The organism is Anaplasma bovis (genome assembly GCF_036903315.1).
GTDB lineage: Bacteria > Pseudomonadota > Alphaproteobacteria > Rickettsiales > Anaplasmataceae > Anaplasma > Anaplasma bovis.
This window is the reverse complement of sequence record NZ_JAWLNY010000007.1, coordinates 1-15,937: the sequence shown is the minus strand read 5'-3', so window position 1 is coordinate 15,937 and position 15,937 is coordinate 1. Positions and strand designations below refer to the sequence as shown.

The 15,937-nt window shown below is 43.9% G+C and carries 13 protein-coding genes; 8 read left to right on the top strand and 5 right to left on the bottom strand.

Going from position 1 to position 15,937, the window contains the following annotated elements:
* Nucleotides 1-59: 59 nt before the first annotated feature.
* The 4 genes from R4I06_RS01275 to R4I06_RS01260 form a co-directional block, all read right to left on the bottom strand.
* Complete coding sequence (locus R4I06_RS01275) at nucleotides 60-1,448, bottom strand: sigma-54-dependent transcriptional regulator (RefSeq protein WP_334413688.1); 1,389 nt, start codon at nucleotides 1,446-1,448, stop codon at nucleotides 60-62.
* Nucleotides 1,449-1,663: 215 nt separating this feature from the next.
* Complete coding sequence (locus R4I06_RS01270; RefSeq protein ID WP_334413687.1) at nucleotides 1,664-2,473, bottom strand: cell division protein FtsQ/DivIB; 810 nt, start codon at nucleotides 2,471-2,473, stop codon at nucleotides 1,664-1,666.
* Nucleotides 2,474-2,569: 96 nt separating this feature from the next.
* Entirely contained in the window at nucleotides 2,570-3,490 is a 921-nt protein-coding gene (gene gshB / locus R4I06_RS01265; RefSeq protein WP_334413686.1) for a glutathione synthase, read from the bottom strand.
* 10 nt (nucleotides 3,491-3,500) lie between these two features.
* A complete protein-coding gene (locus tag R4I06_RS01260; RefSeq protein ID WP_334413685.1) occupies nucleotides 3,501-4,094 on the bottom strand; it encodes a BON domain-containing protein in 594 nt (197 codons plus the stop codon).
* 292 nt (nucleotides 4,095-4,386) lie between these two features.
* Here R4I06_RS01260 and aspS point away from each other — a divergent pair, with 292 nt between their 5' ends.
* From aspS to R4I06_RS01220, 8 genes are all read left to right on the top strand, one after another.
* Nucleotides 4,387-6,147: an aspartate--tRNA ligase gene (aspS, locus tag R4I06_RS01255; protein ID WP_334413684.1), complete on the top strand. Its 1,761-nt coding sequence runs from the start codon at nucleotides 4,387-4,389 to the stop codon at nucleotides 6,145-6,147.
* Between the two features lie 395 nt (nucleotides 6,148-6,542).
* Nucleotides 6,543-7,154 (top strand): HAD family hydrolase, encoded by a 612-nt coding sequence (locus R4I06_RS01250; protein WP_334413683.1) that lies wholly within the window; start codon nucleotides 6,543-6,545, stop codon nucleotides 7,152-7,154.
* Complete coding sequence (locus R4I06_RS01245) at nucleotides 7,132-7,623, top strand: RDD family protein (protein WP_334413682.1); 492 nt, start codon at nucleotides 7,132-7,134, stop codon at nucleotides 7,621-7,623. The genes R4I06_RS01250 and R4I06_RS01245 overlap by 23 nt, the downstream gene beginning before the upstream one ends.
* Before the next feature lie 199 nt (nucleotides 7,624-7,822).
* Entirely contained in the window at nucleotides 7,823-10,468 is a 2,646-nt protein-coding gene (gene ppdK, locus R4I06_RS01240; protein ID WP_334413681.1) for a pyruvate, phosphate dikinase, read from the top strand.
* 115 nt (nucleotides 10,469-10,583) lie between these two features.
* On the top strand, nucleotides 10,584-12,119 hold the full coding sequence (locus tag R4I06_RS01235; RefSeq protein WP_334413680.1) for a proton-conducting transporter transmembrane domain-containing protein: 1,536 nt from the start codon (nucleotides 10,584-10,586) through the stop codon (nucleotides 12,117-12,119).
* Between the two features lie 269 nt (nucleotides 12,120-12,388).
* Nucleotides 12,389-12,910 (top strand): c-type cytochrome, encoded by a 522-nt coding sequence (locus R4I06_RS01230; protein WP_334413679.1) that lies wholly within the window; start codon nucleotides 12,389-12,391, stop codon nucleotides 12,908-12,910.
* A gap of 178 nt (nucleotides 12,911-13,088) precedes the next feature.
* Entirely contained in the window at nucleotides 13,089-13,835 is a 747-nt protein-coding gene (locus tag R4I06_RS01225; protein WP_334413678.1) for an alpha/beta hydrolase, read from the top strand.
* Nucleotides 13,836-13,904: 69 nt separating this feature from the next.
* Nucleotides 13,905-14,780, top strand: a complete 876-nt coding sequence (locus tag R4I06_RS01220) for an alpha/beta hydrolase (RefSeq protein ID WP_334413677.1) — start codon at nucleotides 13,905-13,907, stop codon at nucleotides 14,778-14,780.
* Between the two features lie 86 nt (nucleotides 14,781-14,866).
* On the opposite strand, the gene R4I06_RS01215 is transcribed toward R4I06_RS01220, so the two are convergent.
* Nucleotides 14,867-15,937, bottom strand: a 1,071-nt coding sequence (locus R4I06_RS01215; RefSeq protein WP_334413676.1) for a hypothetical protein, incomplete at its 5' end; no start/stop codon positions are given.

Genomic DNA, 15,937 nt, shown 5'->3' with positions numbered 1-15,937 from the left:
AAGGAGCGGCTAGTAGCCTTTTACACTAGCCTTTACACATGCAAGAAAAAACAAAACTTCTAGCTGCTACACAACCCTAGCGTTTTTATCTTCCTATGCAGTGCAGATCTCTCCATACCTATAAACTCTGCAGTTTTTGAGACGCTGCCCCCAAACCTCGAAAGCTGCATACGTAGATATTGCCTTTCAAACTCTTCTCTGGCTTTCCTTAGAGGAGCAGAAACTATATGCGTAAAGACACTGTTTATTGGCGCACCACTGACTATTTCAGCGGGAAGATCATCGACAGTTATAACATCTTTTGAGGTTTGCATTATCAACACCCACTCCAGCACATTACGGAGCTGCCTCAAATTCCCAGGCCAGCAGTACGACTGCATAGCAACAATGGCTTCTTCGCTTATAGAGCGCGGAGTCAAGCCCATCTTGGCGCATATGCTCGTCATCATACACTCGCATATCTCAGGTAAATCAACACAATACTCAGATAGTGATGGCACTCTGATAGGGAACACATTTAACCTGTAATACAGATCTTCACAAAACCTCCCTAACTGAACCTCTTTCTCAACAGACCTGGAAGACGATGCTATAACTCTGGTATCCACGTTAACCGGTATCTTCCCGTTTTCCCTGTATATCCTGCCTTCTTGGAGCAATCTCATAAATCTAAGTTGCGCATCATACCTGAGATCTGTCACTTCGTCTATGAACAGGGTACCGCAGTTTGCTTGCTCTACAATACCAACACTGTGCGGTATCACATGTTGTAAAGCATTGCCCCCATCCTCTTTACCAAAAATATTCTCCAGATAGCTACTCTCAGGCAGAATAGAAGGACAAAAACTCACAAACGAATTTCTACCCACGCTCTTGTTGTGTATCAACCTCGCAACTACCTCTTTCCCTGTCCCAGGAGCTCCAGTAATGAGCACCCTACTCGATGTTGCCGAGGCTTTACTTATCAAACTCCTTAAATTCCTAATTTGGGGAGAATTACCTAAAAGATCGTAGTCCTCGAAAAAGGACCGCAGCTCGTCATTCTCTTTTCTAAGCCTTCCCGACTCAACAGCCCTCCTCAGAACAAGCTTCAACCTACTCTCAGTGAAGGGCTTCTCTATATAATCGTACGCCCCTATGTGCAGCGACTTCACCGCCGTTGCAACATTTCCATGTCCACTGATAACAACCACTGGAAGTGAAGGATATCTCTCACGAAGCTTTTCTAACACACTCAGCCCATCTATGTCGGACCCCTTCAGCCATATGTCCAGTAGAACAACGTCTGGTTTCCTTTCATAGGCTAATTTCAGCGCAGTTAACCCATCAGCAGCAACCCTGGTGACATAGTTATCATCTCTCAAGATATCTTGAATCATCGCCCTTAGGTCTGCTTCATCATCAACAACCAAGACCTCAGGTGTGTAAAACCTCTTCGCCTTCGACATAAACACCGCTTCTTTAGATCAGCAAACATTTTACTCGGTGTGGTAAAAATATGCTTAACTGAACATTAAACATCAGAACACCGCACATGTTCTACACCTAATCATATTGGTGTACAACAAAACATTCAATCATATAATGCAATTAGTGCAACTTTTTTACAACAAAACACGTGAGGGTGCACACTTGCTAGGCGTATAAGTCTCGACTTTTTATGTCAGGCTTTGCCTCTTTCATCGGTAACACTTAAAGCGTCCATATCAATAATCTTCTGCATAAGAATGCCAGATGATGCTTCATATAGACCCACTAGCTTATTCCACACAACATCAGCATCATGCTGGGAAAACTTGACCCGTAATCCACTGGAAAAATCTATACTGCACTTGCCACCGTCAGCAAATACGAAAGAGGAGATCATCGTACTCAACTCATCTCCACTTCCGAGTATCCTCTTTATAAAAGCTAGATTTTGTACAGCATTCTCACCGTAAATGGAAATCAAGTTTTCGTATCTCCTATCGTGGTCCAGTATAACGTATCCCGTATCATCAATTATCGAATTAATACCGCCGTGGTACCAATTTGCAAAAGCCTCATATTCCACGATACTAACGTTCAACACCCCACTGGGAATCACCCTGCTGATAGAAACTTTTTTTATCCATGGACTCTGCTTTTTTATCCGTTCGCATAGTTCATTAAGCGGAAGCAGTACTATAGACCTTTGATTCTCTATTACTCTGAGGATCTGCTCATCGGTAACAGCGCTGTTTCCCTTTATTACAATCTCTTTTACAGAAAACCCTAGCGCCAAAAATACATCAGATATGCTAAAAGCAGCCCTGGTTCTCGATTGGTACAAGAAACCACCACCTGCAGCAAAAACTAAAACCAAACCCAGGGCAATAGCAAATCCCCTACTCCTACAAAACTTAATAGAAGCAATGCCTACACGCCTGCCGCACTCGCGTATTGTACAAGTCACCGACTTGTACATATAAAGCATTCTGCCAACAATACTCACAACCATTTCCCTCCTAATCCAGGAAGAAATAAACCACGATGCTTGAACTTCCTTCTAAGCATACTGCGTGACACACCCATGATCACGACTACTATCTCATGCCGAAGATAGCATGCTTTCGAAGTGATCCCAACAGTCCTTTTCTAGCGTCCTATCGTACACATCATTAATTTCCAATATCCCACAGGGAGATGTAATATTAATCTCTAATAGATATCCCTCCAGAAGGTCTATCCCAGCAAAAGCTATCTCAGAAGAAATTTTTCCCCCAACTGCCGCACATATTGCATACTCGCGCTCAGATAATTCTGTCGCACATGGCACGGCACCTACTCTCATGTTTGCCCTTATTTCACTTGCGAGAGAAACTTTGCGCTTTATCACACCAACAGGCCTGCCAGACAACAATATAACTCTCTTGTCTGCTCCTTCATTGGGTATAAACTTCTGCACAACAACAGGTGCGCAATATCGTTCAACCATCACCTCTGAAATAACTCTAATACTTGTAGCGCCACAAATTCTTACAACTCCATGTCCCCCATAAGAATATAAAGGCTTCATAACGACATCGCCGTACTCTTCATAGAATTCACATATGTCAGAAGCATTTTCAGTGACTAAAGTGGGGGGTATAAATTCTGGGAACGAAAGAGGAAGCAATTTCTCCGGGTTATTCCTTATAGACTTAGGATCATTGATGAACAGCACATTAGTAAGCCTCTCAAGAAGGTACGTAGTAGTTATGTACCGCATATCAAAGGGAGGATTTTGTCTTATGAACAAAATATGCACGCTTTCCAGGTCAAGTTTTGCTTTGTTACCGAAAACTAGCGAGTTGTTTCTTACCGCCACTGAACACGCATCCGCAACAACCGCAGTTTCAAAAAAGGATAAAGTATTGGGTTGATAAAAAAATACTTCATGCCCTCTGCGCTGCGCTTCTTGTATGAACTTAACAGTTACATCGCGTCCCACGATTACATCGGAATCCATCTGAAATGCGACACGTAGCACTCATCAACCCCTAGTTGCGTAATCTGCTGTGTTTGAGCCTTACGTAGCTTACCACCTGTTTAACACCCCTTACTCTTTTTGCTATTGTTATTACAGCATTTAACTCCTTGTTGTCGCGTGCTATACCCATGATATACACGACACCACTTATGGTGTTTACGCTGTAATTTACTGACTTAACTCCAGCCCGCACCATCATGCGTGCCTTTATTTGCGCACTTATCGTGCTGTCGGTAGCAAACTCCTTGACAGTGGTAGCGTTCTTCTCAACAACTACCTCATTCACAACTTCTTTGACTTCTTCCTGTTGCCATGCAAGCCTTTCTGCGCTGACTCTCTTCTCCGGAGAATCCACAATTCCTATGAGAAGGACCCTACCCTCACTGACTTTTGCAGTAACCGAAGAGAACATACCAGCCTTGAACAAAGCTCTATTCAGCTTGATCAGTACTGAAGCATCGTCTATAACATCACCTACAGAACGCTCTTGTATAGCCACTACGGCCCCTGTAACTACTGCAACTCCAGCAACCAGCGCACTACAACCAGTCTGAGTAGCAATCAGCACCACTGCAAAAAGCAGGGCCTTGAATCCCGATTTCATCAAATTTCTTGTACAGACGCATAACCCGTCATTCTAGATAAATTGCCTTCATGTGTAAACAAAATAAAGAACGCAAAGCTACTAAATTTCTCCGAAAATAATCTACGATTAAAATGTTAACCACACACCAACATCGGCTTGAAAACGCATATTGATGTTACTGCAGGCACTATCTAAGCCGCGAGTATAATGTATAACTGCACACTCTTTGCTGGATATTTACAATTTTTCCATGGCATCGGGCAATATTGTGATAATAAGTTGATATATTTCAAATTATGCAGTGTAACACATGATATATAGGTCGCATCTATGCAATGAGTTAAACTCTTCTCATGAAGGACAGGAAGTTACTTTATCAGGATGGGTATCCAGAAAACGTGATCATGGTGGTGTACTGTTTATTGACCTAAGAGATTTTTATGGAGTAACGCAGCTCGTATTCAACGAATCCCATAATGCAGAATTATTTGACAAAGCACGTACAATAAACCTGGAAAGTGTAATTACAGCACACGGAACAGTAGAAAGACGAAGCACCGACACGGTAAACTCCTCTTTGAGTACGGGAGATGTAGAAGTAAAAGTACACTCTCTAGTCGTGGAATCAGAGGCGGAACCTCTGCCATTGAATGTGCACACTAGCACAAATTACCCAGAAACCCTCCGCTTGCGGTACAGATTTTTAGACCTAAGGTGCGAAAAAGTAAGGGACAACATAGTCCTCAGGTCCAAAGTCATATCTGAAATGCGCAAAGAGATGGAGGACAGAGGATTTATGGAAATTCATACTCCTATATTGACAGCATCATCTCCTGAAGGGGCTAGAGATTATCTTGTTCCCAGTAGAATACACGCTGGAAAGTTTTACGCTCTTCCACAGGCTCCGCAGATATTCAAACAGATACTCATGGCAGGTGGATTTGATAAATATTTTCAAATAGCACCATGTTTTCGTGATGAAGATGCTAGAGCTGATAGATCACGCGGAGAGTTCTACCAGTTAGACATTGAGATGTCCTTTGCAACCCAAGACGATATATTTTCCACAGTGGAGGAAGTACTGCTAAACATATTTGAAAAGTTTTCAGGGGGACGACACGTATCAAGAGAATTTCCTAGGATTACATTCGAAGATGCCATGTTGTTTTATGGATCAGACAAACCAGATCTTAGAAATCCACTGAAAATAGCAGATGTGACAGACATTTTTCGCGACTCAGAATTCAAAACTTTTAAAGACGCCATTGTAAATGGAGCAGTAGTACGGGCTATACCTGCGCCAAAAACATCTGAACACCCACGTAGTTTCTTTGATAACAAGATAGAATATGCCAAAAGTATCGGTGCACGTGGCTTAGGGTACATTACATATGATTCAACAGGAGCGGCGAAGGGGCCTATCGCAAAATTTCTTAATGACAAGGAACTCGAAGAAATAAAGCGCATATCGGGCATAGGCAATGGTGATAGTGTATTTTTCATGTCAGATACAAAGAGCAAGGCTGCGGAATTCTCTGGCTCAGTAAGAAATCTTTTGGGGAAGGAGCTAAACCTCATAGAGGAAGACACTTTTAAGTTCTGTTGGATAACAGATTTTCCGTATTTTAGTAATGAAAATGGAAAGCTGGATTTCTTCCACAACCCTTTCTCTATGCCACAGGGCGGGATGCAAGCACTTCTGGAAAGCGACCCCGCAGCGATACTGGCATACCAGTACGACATAGTGTGTAATGGTATAGAAATATCGAGTGGTGCCATAAGAAATCACAAACTCGATGTGCTTTACAAGGCATTTTCTATGGTTGGGTACACGCAGGAGGAAGTTGACTCACAATTTGGTGCATTAGTGCGAGCTTTCAAGTTTGGAGTACCGCCACACGGCGGCATAGCCCCTGGAATAGACAGGATCGTCATGTTACTGGCTGACGCTCCAAACATTAGAGAGGTTATATGCTTCCCATTAAATCAGATGGGAGAAGATTTGTTAACTGGAGCGCCAGCGGAACTGGAAAAGAGCAGATTGGATGAGTTGCATATACGGCTGAAGTGAGGCACCTGTCATAGATGGTGTGTATGTTCTTGTACTAGAGGACACACATTGCAGTGGCGTTGGCGCAAAGTTTTACGATGAAATCCTCGTGAGGGGTTTGGAAGGTGTTATCACCAATTGCATAGGTCCTTTTGTGAACTAGACACATGTTTGACATAAGACACCTACCATAAATTGGGTATCCTGCAGCAGTGTACAAGGTGTCTTCACGCAATATGATTACGTTATCAAAGAGAAGTTGCGGTGCGAAAGAGTAATGTGTTACTTCTCTGTGGTCAAAAACTCCAAAATTAGCTACGTATCTGCTAAAAAGGAGTTTGGTGTGCCCTCTTAACCTACTATTAAGAACTGCACTGTTGAATCTTATACCTGCAGGAGAATATACGTTGAGTGTTATGTATACTATATCAGCTGTACTGTTTGACTGGTGTAATACCTTGATAAGTGCGACCAGCGCACGCCTGCGATCTGCTGCGAAGAGTAATACGTACCCTTCTCTTGTATCTAACGAAAATTCGGTTTCTAGCAATACAGGAAACGACAATACAGATCCAAAATTTGAAGTTGGAAAACCTGATACAGCCGCTCATGGGATACGTGTTAATGAGAATGCGCATGAGCTCCTAAAATTCCTCAGTACAAATGACATAAAAATGGGTATAGTGAGCAACAAAAATGGGCCACAATTGCGGAAAGAGGTGCACGACTTGGGATTGTCAGAGTACTTTCTCGCCATTATTGGAGAAGGTGACACAGCGGAAAATAAGCCCTCGCCAGAACCGCTAATTGTGGCGTTGGATATGCTTGGAATTTCTCCCAGCAGGTCAGTACTGTTTGTTGGAGATAGCGATTCAGACACAGAAGCCGCCCTGAGGGCTGGATGTCTACCTGTTGGATATAATAATTTTTCCAACAAAAACGTGTTTGCCTTTTCAAATTTTAGAGAATTAGGCGCTTTCATAGAGGGGTCACTTGTAAGAAAATATGAAAGAACTACTTCCGGCTAGCATCCCAAAAAGAATATTGGCTACAATGGTGGATATAGCCCTCGTATCTCTGGTTGTATCGCCGATAGTCATGCTGCTTCATGGAGGACATCTGCTGTACTTTGCGCTTTTCTTGGTTACATCGTGTGCGTATTACGTAAAATGTCCGCGTCAGTCTCTTGGACAGAAAATAGCCAAAATCCGAGTAGAGATGAATGGCCAGAAAACGATAACCGCAAGGGTCATTTTTAATAGAACCCTGTCACAATTCTTGTGCCCAGCAATAGAGTTACTTTTGCTGCAAGCAATAAGCATGTTTGATGGCGCATATGTAGTATCTTTAGCACTGTTGCTCCACGTAATAACTACGCTCTTCTGGATATTTTGGTATTTGATGGGGTTATTTTCCCCTACAGCAAGTACAATGCACGATCTATTATTCGGCACAACAGTTGTTGCGGTAGCTTATCCCTATAATACGTCAGAATAGCGTTTTATTTTGAATCACAGTTTTCGTTGCGCTTTCTAGGACAGGTTAGAATTACGCATTCCCCTATATAGGGCTCCTATAGTTGTTTTTCTTGTAGTCACCTAATGTACGTAGTTGCGCTTGGTAACATTAAGCTTTATATTGGCAGAGGTATGTGGCAATACATGCCTGTCTCTTCTTTTAAACCTGGTAGAAACATATGGATGGAAGGCTAATTTACCACTTCGGAAGAAGTAGGTGTGACGGAGATAGGCACTTGATCCACTTGCTAGGAGGAAAAGGTGCAGGACTTGCTGAAATGTGCAAGATAGGCGTGAGCGTTCCTCCAGGATTTACAATATCTACAAAGGCTTGCAGTAACTACTACGAGGTCGGTGAGTTGACCTCAGACATCAAGGCAGAGATAGACGCCGCGTTGGAGGTCCTTAGTAAAGAAACTGGCCTTGTGTTCGGGGATATAGAGCGGCCGCTGCTTGTATCTGTTAGGTCTGGTAGTGTGCAATCAATGCCAGGAATGCTGGACACGATCCTTAATGTAGGAATCAATGACGAAATAGCTGAGAAACTCCAACACTCCATGGGAAAGCGGTTCACATATGAGAGTTACGGCAGACTGATACGAATGTATGCGACGACAGTTTTGCATTTGGATGATCATCTGTTTCAGGATCTCATGGATGAAAAGCGTAAGAATCTGTCGCTTATGCACGATGAAGATATCACGGACCAAGACGCAATATTGGAGCTGGTATCAGAATTTAAGGAAGTGCTCATTTCCAAGGCAGGAAAAGAGTTTCCACAAGATGTTAAGGCTCAACTATATGGGGCGATAGGAGCAGTTTTTAGGTCTTGGACGAACGAAAGAGCTGTTGCTTACCGAAACATGTACAACATACCGGCTAGCACTGGTACGGCTGTAAATGTACAGTCTATGGTATTTGGAAATATCAACCAAAATTCGGCTACTGGCGTCATATTTACGCGCAATCCATCAACTGGAGCAAAAGAGTTGTTTGGAGAGTTTCTATTGAATGCGCAGGGCGAGGATGTAGTTTCTGGGCAAAGGGATCCGCATCCTGTGCGCCTCTTGAAAGAGGCAATGCCCAATGTCTATGCGGAGTTGGTTGAGGTGTGTACAACACTAGAAAGGCACAACCGTGACATGCAAGACATAGAGTTTACGGTGCAGGACGGAAAGTTATGGATATTGCAAACCAGGGCCGGAAAGCGCAGCGCTCAAGCTGCAATACATATTGCAGTTAGTATGGCTGAGGAAGGTCTAATTTCAAAGAAAGAAGCCATTATGCGGATAGACCAAAATACAATTACTGGGCTTCTTCACCCAATATTGGATGAAAAGTGCGACAATGCAATTTTTGGTAGGGGTTTGCCTGCGTCACCTGGTGCGGTATCTGGATGTGTTGCATTTAACTTGGTTGATGCAGGAGAGCTGAAGTCTCAAGGAAAGAGCGTGATATTGGTGAGAACTGAAACCAGTCCGGAAGACATCGGTGGCATGATAATAGCTGATGGCGTTTTGACTTTGAGAGGAGGAATGACGTCCCATGCTGCTGTTGTGGCCAGGGGCATGGGTAAGCCGTGCGTTTGCGGTGCAACCGGATTATTCATCGATAAGGGTGAGAGTTTTTTCGCTAATCAAAGCGGTGACAGAGTAAACAAGGCTGAGAGCATAACTATAAACGGAAGCACGGGAGAAATTATGTTAGGAGAGGTGAGGACACTGATTCCAGAGCTCTCTGAAACTTTTCACGTATTGATGAGTTGGATAGACGAGGTTAGGGTTATAGGCGTTATGGCAAATGCTGATACACCCGAAGATGTAAAAAATTCTCTGCTATTTGGTGCTGACGGCGTTGGACTATGCCGCACTGAGCACATGTTTTTCTCTGATGACAGAGTTTTTCTTGTACGTGAGATGATCCTAGCATCAGACACCCAGGAGCGTGCAAAAGCTTTACAGAGGCTGGAGGTTGTCCAGAAAGACGATTTCAAGAAAATGTTTTGCGCACTAGAGGGAAAACCTATCACCATAAGGCTTCTAGATCCGCCTCTGCACGAGTTTTTGCCTACTAGCGATGAAGCATTTGAGTGTATGGCAAAGAACATGGGTAAGTCCCTCGAGCATATTAAGTATAGGGTGGCTGCTTTAACCGAAAAAAATCCTATGCTTGGCCACAGGGGCTGCAGAGTTGGTGTTTCTAATCCAGAAATCTATGAAATGCAGATAAAAGCTATATTCATGGCAGCGCGAGAGCTATACGAGGAGTCTAATATGGTCGTGGTACCTGAAATAATGGTGCCATTTGTCATAGACGAGCGGGAGATTATGCTAATTGGGGAGTTGGTGAAAAATATCGCACAACAGTTTGGCGATGCTCCCTACAAAATAGGGGCCATGATAGAGCTACCTAGGGCGGCATTGTTAGCGGATAGGTTGGCTAAGCACGTACAGTTTTTCAGTTTTGGGACCAATGATTTAACGCAGACCACTCTCGGTCTTTCAAGAGATGACTCACCTAAGTTTATGGAACATTACATAAATTCCGGAGTTTTTGACTTTGATCCTTTCGCAGTATTAGATGTTGAAGGGGTGGGCAAATTGATAAGAATAGCAATGGGACTCATCAGAGAGGTGGACAAAGAGGGAACCTCAATTAAGACAGGCATCTGCGGGGAACACGGTAGCACAGAGGAGGCAATGAGGCTCGCCTATGAGACTGGAATTACCTATGTATCATGTTCCCCATATAAAGTTCCTGTTGCCAAGCTTTTGTCAGCAAAGTGTGCTATTTCTAACAGTGATTATAGAGACGTCAGACATTAAGCATGCAGCATTTATGCTGCAACCCAGGCTTGCACTTTACGTTGTATAACACAAAGTGTTTTACTTGCTGCGGTTTTGTTGATATTAATGCCCTTTCTGTGTCATAACTTGGTAAGTGGTAGATATTTTTTGTCACTCTGACATGTTGCCAATGGTAGCGGTGTTGTTACCGTTTTCTGCCGCAGTTCTCATGTTTTTGGCACCAAGACGTATTCCCTGGTTGTGTGAGGCAGCATCGTTATTGTCGTCCGCTGCATTATTCCCCATAACCTGTCTTATTTTCGGGCTTCTTGAGAATGGAAGAGGTTCGGCTCTGCAATATAGTGTGTCTTCATCACTGAAATTTGTACTTATACCCGAAATCTTTGGCGTAACGTTTGGCATTATGGTTTCGCTGCTTTGGGTAATCGCAAGTATATACACAGTGAGCTACATGAATAGAGTTGAGGGTAGGTCAAAAAATAAAAACGTCTTCTATGGCTGTTTTTCTGCAAGTATTGGGTGCACGTTGGGCGTAGCGTTTTCCGGAAATGTGATAACACTATTTACTTTCTACGAGATGCTGACAATGTGTACTTATCCCTTGATAATACATAGTAGAAGTAGCACTGCTTTTGCATCAGGACGTTTTTATATAAAAACTCTAGTATGCTCATCCATGCTCTTTTTCATGCCGTCAGTGGTGATGATTTCTAGTGTAGCTCCCGGAATATTTGGGGCAGGTAGTTTTGTCTCTGATGTTAACCCTAGCCTCTCGGTTTTCATAGCTGCTTTGATGTGCCTAGGTGTTGCAAAGGCAGCTCTAGTGCCGGTCCATGTTTGGCTTCCAAAGGCCATGGTAGCGCCGACTCCTGTTAGTGCGTTACTTCATGCAGTAGCTGTTGTGAAATCCGGTGTGTTTACAATAATAAAGATCGCCGTCTATTCTCTTGGCATCGATGGTATGCGCGAATTCTTTGCAACAAGGGGAGCTATCTTAGAGGGGACGATGTCCTTCCTCAACATTGGGATGTATCTTTCAGCATGCACTATGATAGTGGGCTCCATTATCGCTGCACAACAAACAAACTTAAAAAAGCTACTGGCTTATTCGACGATATCGCAGTTGTCTTACATTACACTAGCTGTGTCTATGTACACAGCAGATTCTGTAATGGCCTCAATGACTCAAATGATTTGTCATGCGTTTGCCAAGATAACCCTGTTTTTTGCCGTTGGCGTAATTTACGTTTGCACGGGAAAAACTGACATTAAGGATATTGACGGCTTGGGAAGGGCTATGCCAATAACTTTTATAGCTTTCTCAATAGGCGCACTTTCCATGATAGGTATACCTCCTGCACCTACATTTTGGGGCAAGTTTTACATCATATCTGCGGCGTTGCATCAGAATAATTTCTTGGTGGTATTTGCGGTGATAGTAAGCACGTTGCTGAACACATTGTACTTTGCACCTGTAGTATACAGAGCATTTTTCTCTCGTTCACATAGCACCCACACCGTGGTATGTGTTCCTCCATGGATGATTGTAGCCATGCTAATGACTTGCGCATGCACAATAGCATTATTCTTTTTCCCAGAGATAACGTTGAAAGCTTTTGCGCGCTCAGCAACGTATTCCCAGCAGGTTAGTAATTTCTTCAAAGTATGAGGGTATCATACGCCTATAGCAATACAACTGCTAAGAACAACCGCGTTTCTGGGCATCTTCAGGTGTGTTTCCCTTTGTAGCATTATATGGTGCCCAGTAACCTCTTCAGCGGGACGAAACTCAGTGACATGTTGCGGTATGTTTCCATACTCTATATACTGTACGCGTGAGCCGCGCGTGGAAAGTAGAAGTGCATCTGCGTTTTCTACTATGGCGTTTTTGGTGTATGCAAGATCCTTTGGATACTGGTATGTTTTATAGGTTGGTAAGTGGGCAACTATAATCTGAATAGAATCGCTACCGGGGTTCTCTTGGCATCTTTTATAGTTCTCATCATCAGCAATGTGGTGGATTTGCTATACGTCCCAAATTACTCACCTGAGCCCAGAGGATATAGTGTTAGCACAGACGCTGGTCCGGGAGCTGACGGTAGCGCTGGTGGTGGAGGCGCAGCTACGCTTGACATCGCTGCTCTGCTCGCTAATGCAAATGCTGAACGCGGTAAATCTATATCGAAAAAATGTACAGCGTGTCACACTATCAATAAGGGTGGCACTGACAGAGTAGGACCAAATTTAGGAGGCATCATAGGAGCACCAAAGTGTCGTAGCTCCTCATTCACGTATTCAAAAGCTTTGCTAAGTAAGGGCGGCAAGTGGACAGAGGAGGATCTTTTCGCTTTTCTTACTAGCCCCCGTAATTATGCAAGTGGGACTAGGATGGCATTTCCTGGACTTTCAAAGCCGGAAGATATAGCTGACCTGTTGGCATATTTCAAGTCACTGGAGTAAAGAAAGCCCCTCTCCGCCTTATGCGCGTTACATTATGGTCTAGGATGTCTCCATGTTCGAATATAATACTGTGGAGAGAGCGGGTTGGTGGTTTATACAACCCTCTGTAATAATGCAACGTGACAATCGCAGATTATTAATGTAGAATGCAGGCGCTTGGTTGTAGCATTGCGGACGTATGTACAGTGTTCGACATCTTGAGTTGGAGCAAGGTCTCCGCATAGCGTATAAGCAGACGGAATTTAAAAGCTCTATCTCAGTTGTTTATTTCGGCGGTTTTGCGTCCAGTATGCAGGGTACCAAAGCTACTGCCCTCTTCGACTACTGTGTCTCTAAACACATAAGTTGCACGATTTTCGACTACCTGGGTCACGGTGTGTCGGATAAGGAGTTCACGGAGTGTACGTTGAGTGACTGGCTTTTATCAAGCCGTAAGATCATGGAATCCGTCCTCCCGAGTGGACCCGTTGTAATTGTAGGATCAAGCATGGGCGGGTGGTTGATGTTGTTAGTCGCAATGTTGTATCCAGACAGAGTTAAAGGGGTTCTAGGAATTGCCCCGGCGCCAGATTTTACTGAAAGGCTTGCTGCGGATGAGAGAGCATCTGCTTTAAAAAATGGTAAGGTCGAGCATACGGTGGAGGGGTGCTCGTATACCATAACCGGTGATCTCATACGTGATGCTCAAAACCATTTGCTGCTGCAAATGGAGCATATACCAGTAACATGCCCTGTGCGGATATTGCATGGAATGAACGACACAGTAGTGGATTATACTATATCACTACAAGTAGCTAATAAATTACAATCTGACGACGTTGTTGTACATTTGATAAAGTCAGGCGGTCACCGCAATGACGATAGTGCGGCTTTGGATGCTATCTTTTTCTACTTAAGGGAGATTATGCATAAAGTATGTGCATAATTCATGCAATCGTTGCCTCATATGGTTTATTTGTTTACATTTTCCTTAAGTCTATGCTTGAGGTAGGAAATGGTAAGGCATGTTACGCTTGAAGGTGGGTTGTCCTTAGCATATAAACACACTCAACACCCTAGTAAGGCGTCAGTAGTGTGTTTTGGCGGCTTTACATCTGAGATGAAAGGGAAAAAGGCGTCTTCGCTCTTCAGTTACTGCGAACATCACAAAATAGATTGTGTAGTTTTTGACTACCTGGGACACGGCGTGTCTGGAGGCGATTTTAACAAATGCACACTACACGATTGGTACAATAGCTGCTTACATATTGTGGCACATGTTAAACGCGAAACTTTTGATAGGCCACTTATACTCGTAGGAACCAGCATGGGAGGATGGCTTATGCTACATGTAGCGATGTCTTCCTTTGCTGGAGGCATACACGGACTCATAGGGCTTGCAGCTGCTCCAGATTTTACTGAATCCCTGGTACTAAGCGAGCAGGAAAAAGCTGAAATTATTGAAACAAAAAAGGCCACCTCTTATGTAAAGAGAATGCAGGGAGTAGTGGGCTTGAGTCCGCGTTCTCTTAGCGCAGAAAACGTCAATACGAGCGAAAAGCATAGTATGCACATTCTTGAAACTGGTGGGGAGGTTACGATACTAAAAAATGGAAAAGGCTACGACATAAACAATAGGATACTCACAAGTGGTAGGGATTACCTTGTTCTCAACAGAACCGAGTTACCTATAGATTGCCCAATGGTTTTGATTCACAGTGTAAATGATGAGGTTATACCTTATAAGTCATCATTAGAGATTGCGCATAAAGTGCGTACACAAAATGTCGAAGTGATACTAACAAAAAATGGTGATCACTTACTAAATGATCAGCAGTCTTTAGGGATTGCCTACAATGCAATACAGAATTTTATTGAGAGCGTTAACTAATGCAGCTGCGAGGCATCTACAAGTGGAAAGTGTCTACCTATAGATGCCTCATCCTCACACATAAAATATGTGATTAAGCTTCGTAGTTATTTACCCCTACCTGAAGAATTAGCTCTACTCGCTGCAAGTTTTTGAGCATGACTACCTGCAGTTTGTTCCTCAATACCGGAATCAATAGAACTTCTACTTTCCGGAGTATTGGAGCTATTTGCTGCGTGCGAAGTAGCATTACGCGACGCACTTTCTGTAGTAACCTCATCCCAGAAAGACACAGATTTCGCTTTTTTTGTTCCGTCCCGCTTTTTCACTACTTCCTCGGTTACTGAGTATTTTAGCACTTGTGCAGCAGGTTCCCCTGAAATTCTACGGATATTTTCAGATACCTTGCCCGCTCCTATACGTACACCAGAAGCTACAGCGTTAGCACCTCTCTGTGTAGCCTTAGCAACGTTACGTACCGCTTCAGTAACAGTTGTGGCCGCAGCACGCATACCTCCTGATGCAGCACTTGCCGCATCTCTAATATTTTCTGCTGCCTTGCCCGCTCCTCTACGTACTCCGGAAGCTACAGTGTTAGCACCTCTCTGTGTTGCCTTAGCAGCGCTACGTGCCGTCTCAGTGACAGTTGTGGCCGCAGCATGCATACCTACTGATGCAGTACTTGCTGCATCTCTAATATTTTCTGCTGCCTTGCTCGCTCCCCTGCGTACTCCGGAAGCTACCATTCCAGCTCCGGCTGATACTGCATTCATGCCTATGAGCACTTCTTTAGGAATTGCTTTGGCAACTCCTTCCGCCACCTTGCCAGCACCTCTCTGTGTAGCCTTAGCAGCGCTACGTGCCGCCTCAGTAACAGTTGTAGCTGCAGCATTCATACCTACTGACGCAGTACTTGCCGCATCTCTAATATTCTCTGCTGCTCTGCTCGCTCCTCTACGTACTCCAGAAGCTACCATTCCAGCTCTGGCTGATACTGCATTCATGCCTATGAGCACTTCTTTAGGAATTGCTTTGGCAACTCCTTCCGCAGCCTTGCTAGCTCCCCTCTGTGTAGCCTTAGTCGCGCTACGTGCAGCCCCAGTCACAGTTGTAGCCGCAGTACGCATGCCTCCTGACACGGCACTAGCTGCATCTCTAATATTTTCTGCTGCTCTGCC

What these genes read in the sequence shown, in the direction of transcription:
- R4I06_RS01275 (WP_334413688.1), bottom strand. Translation starts at nt 1,448, where the DNA reads ATGTCGAAGGCGAAGAGGTTTTACACACCTGAGGTCTTGGTTGTTGAT.
- R4I06_RS01260 (WP_334413685.1), bottom strand. Translation starts at nt 4,094, where the DNA reads ATGAAATCGGGATTCAAGGCCCTGCTTTTTGCAGTGGTGCTGATTGCT.
- aspS (WP_334413684.1), top strand. Translation starts at nt 4,387, where the DNA reads ATGATATATAGGTCGCATCTATGCAATGAGTTAAACTCTTCTCATGAA.
- R4I06_RS01250 (WP_334413683.1), top strand. Translation starts at nt 6,543, where the DNA reads ATGTATACTATATCAGCTGTACTGTTTGACTGGTGTAATACCTTGATA.
- R4I06_RS01245 (WP_334413682.1), top strand. Translation starts at nt 7,132, where the DNA reads ATGAAAGAACTACTTCCGGCTAGCATCCCAAAAAGAATATTGGCTACA.
- ppdK (WP_334413681.1), top strand. Translation starts at nt 7,823, where the DNA reads ATGGATGGAAGGCTAATTTACCACTTCGGAAGAAGTAGGTGTGACGGA.
- R4I06_RS01225 (WP_334413678.1), top strand. Translation starts at nt 13,089, where the DNA reads ATGTACAGTGTTCGACATCTTGAGTTGGAGCAAGGTCTCCGCATAGCG.
- R4I06_RS01220 (WP_334413677.1), top strand. Translation starts at nt 13,905, where the DNA reads ATGGTAAGGCATGTTACGCTTGAAGGTGGGTTGTCCTTAGCATATAAA.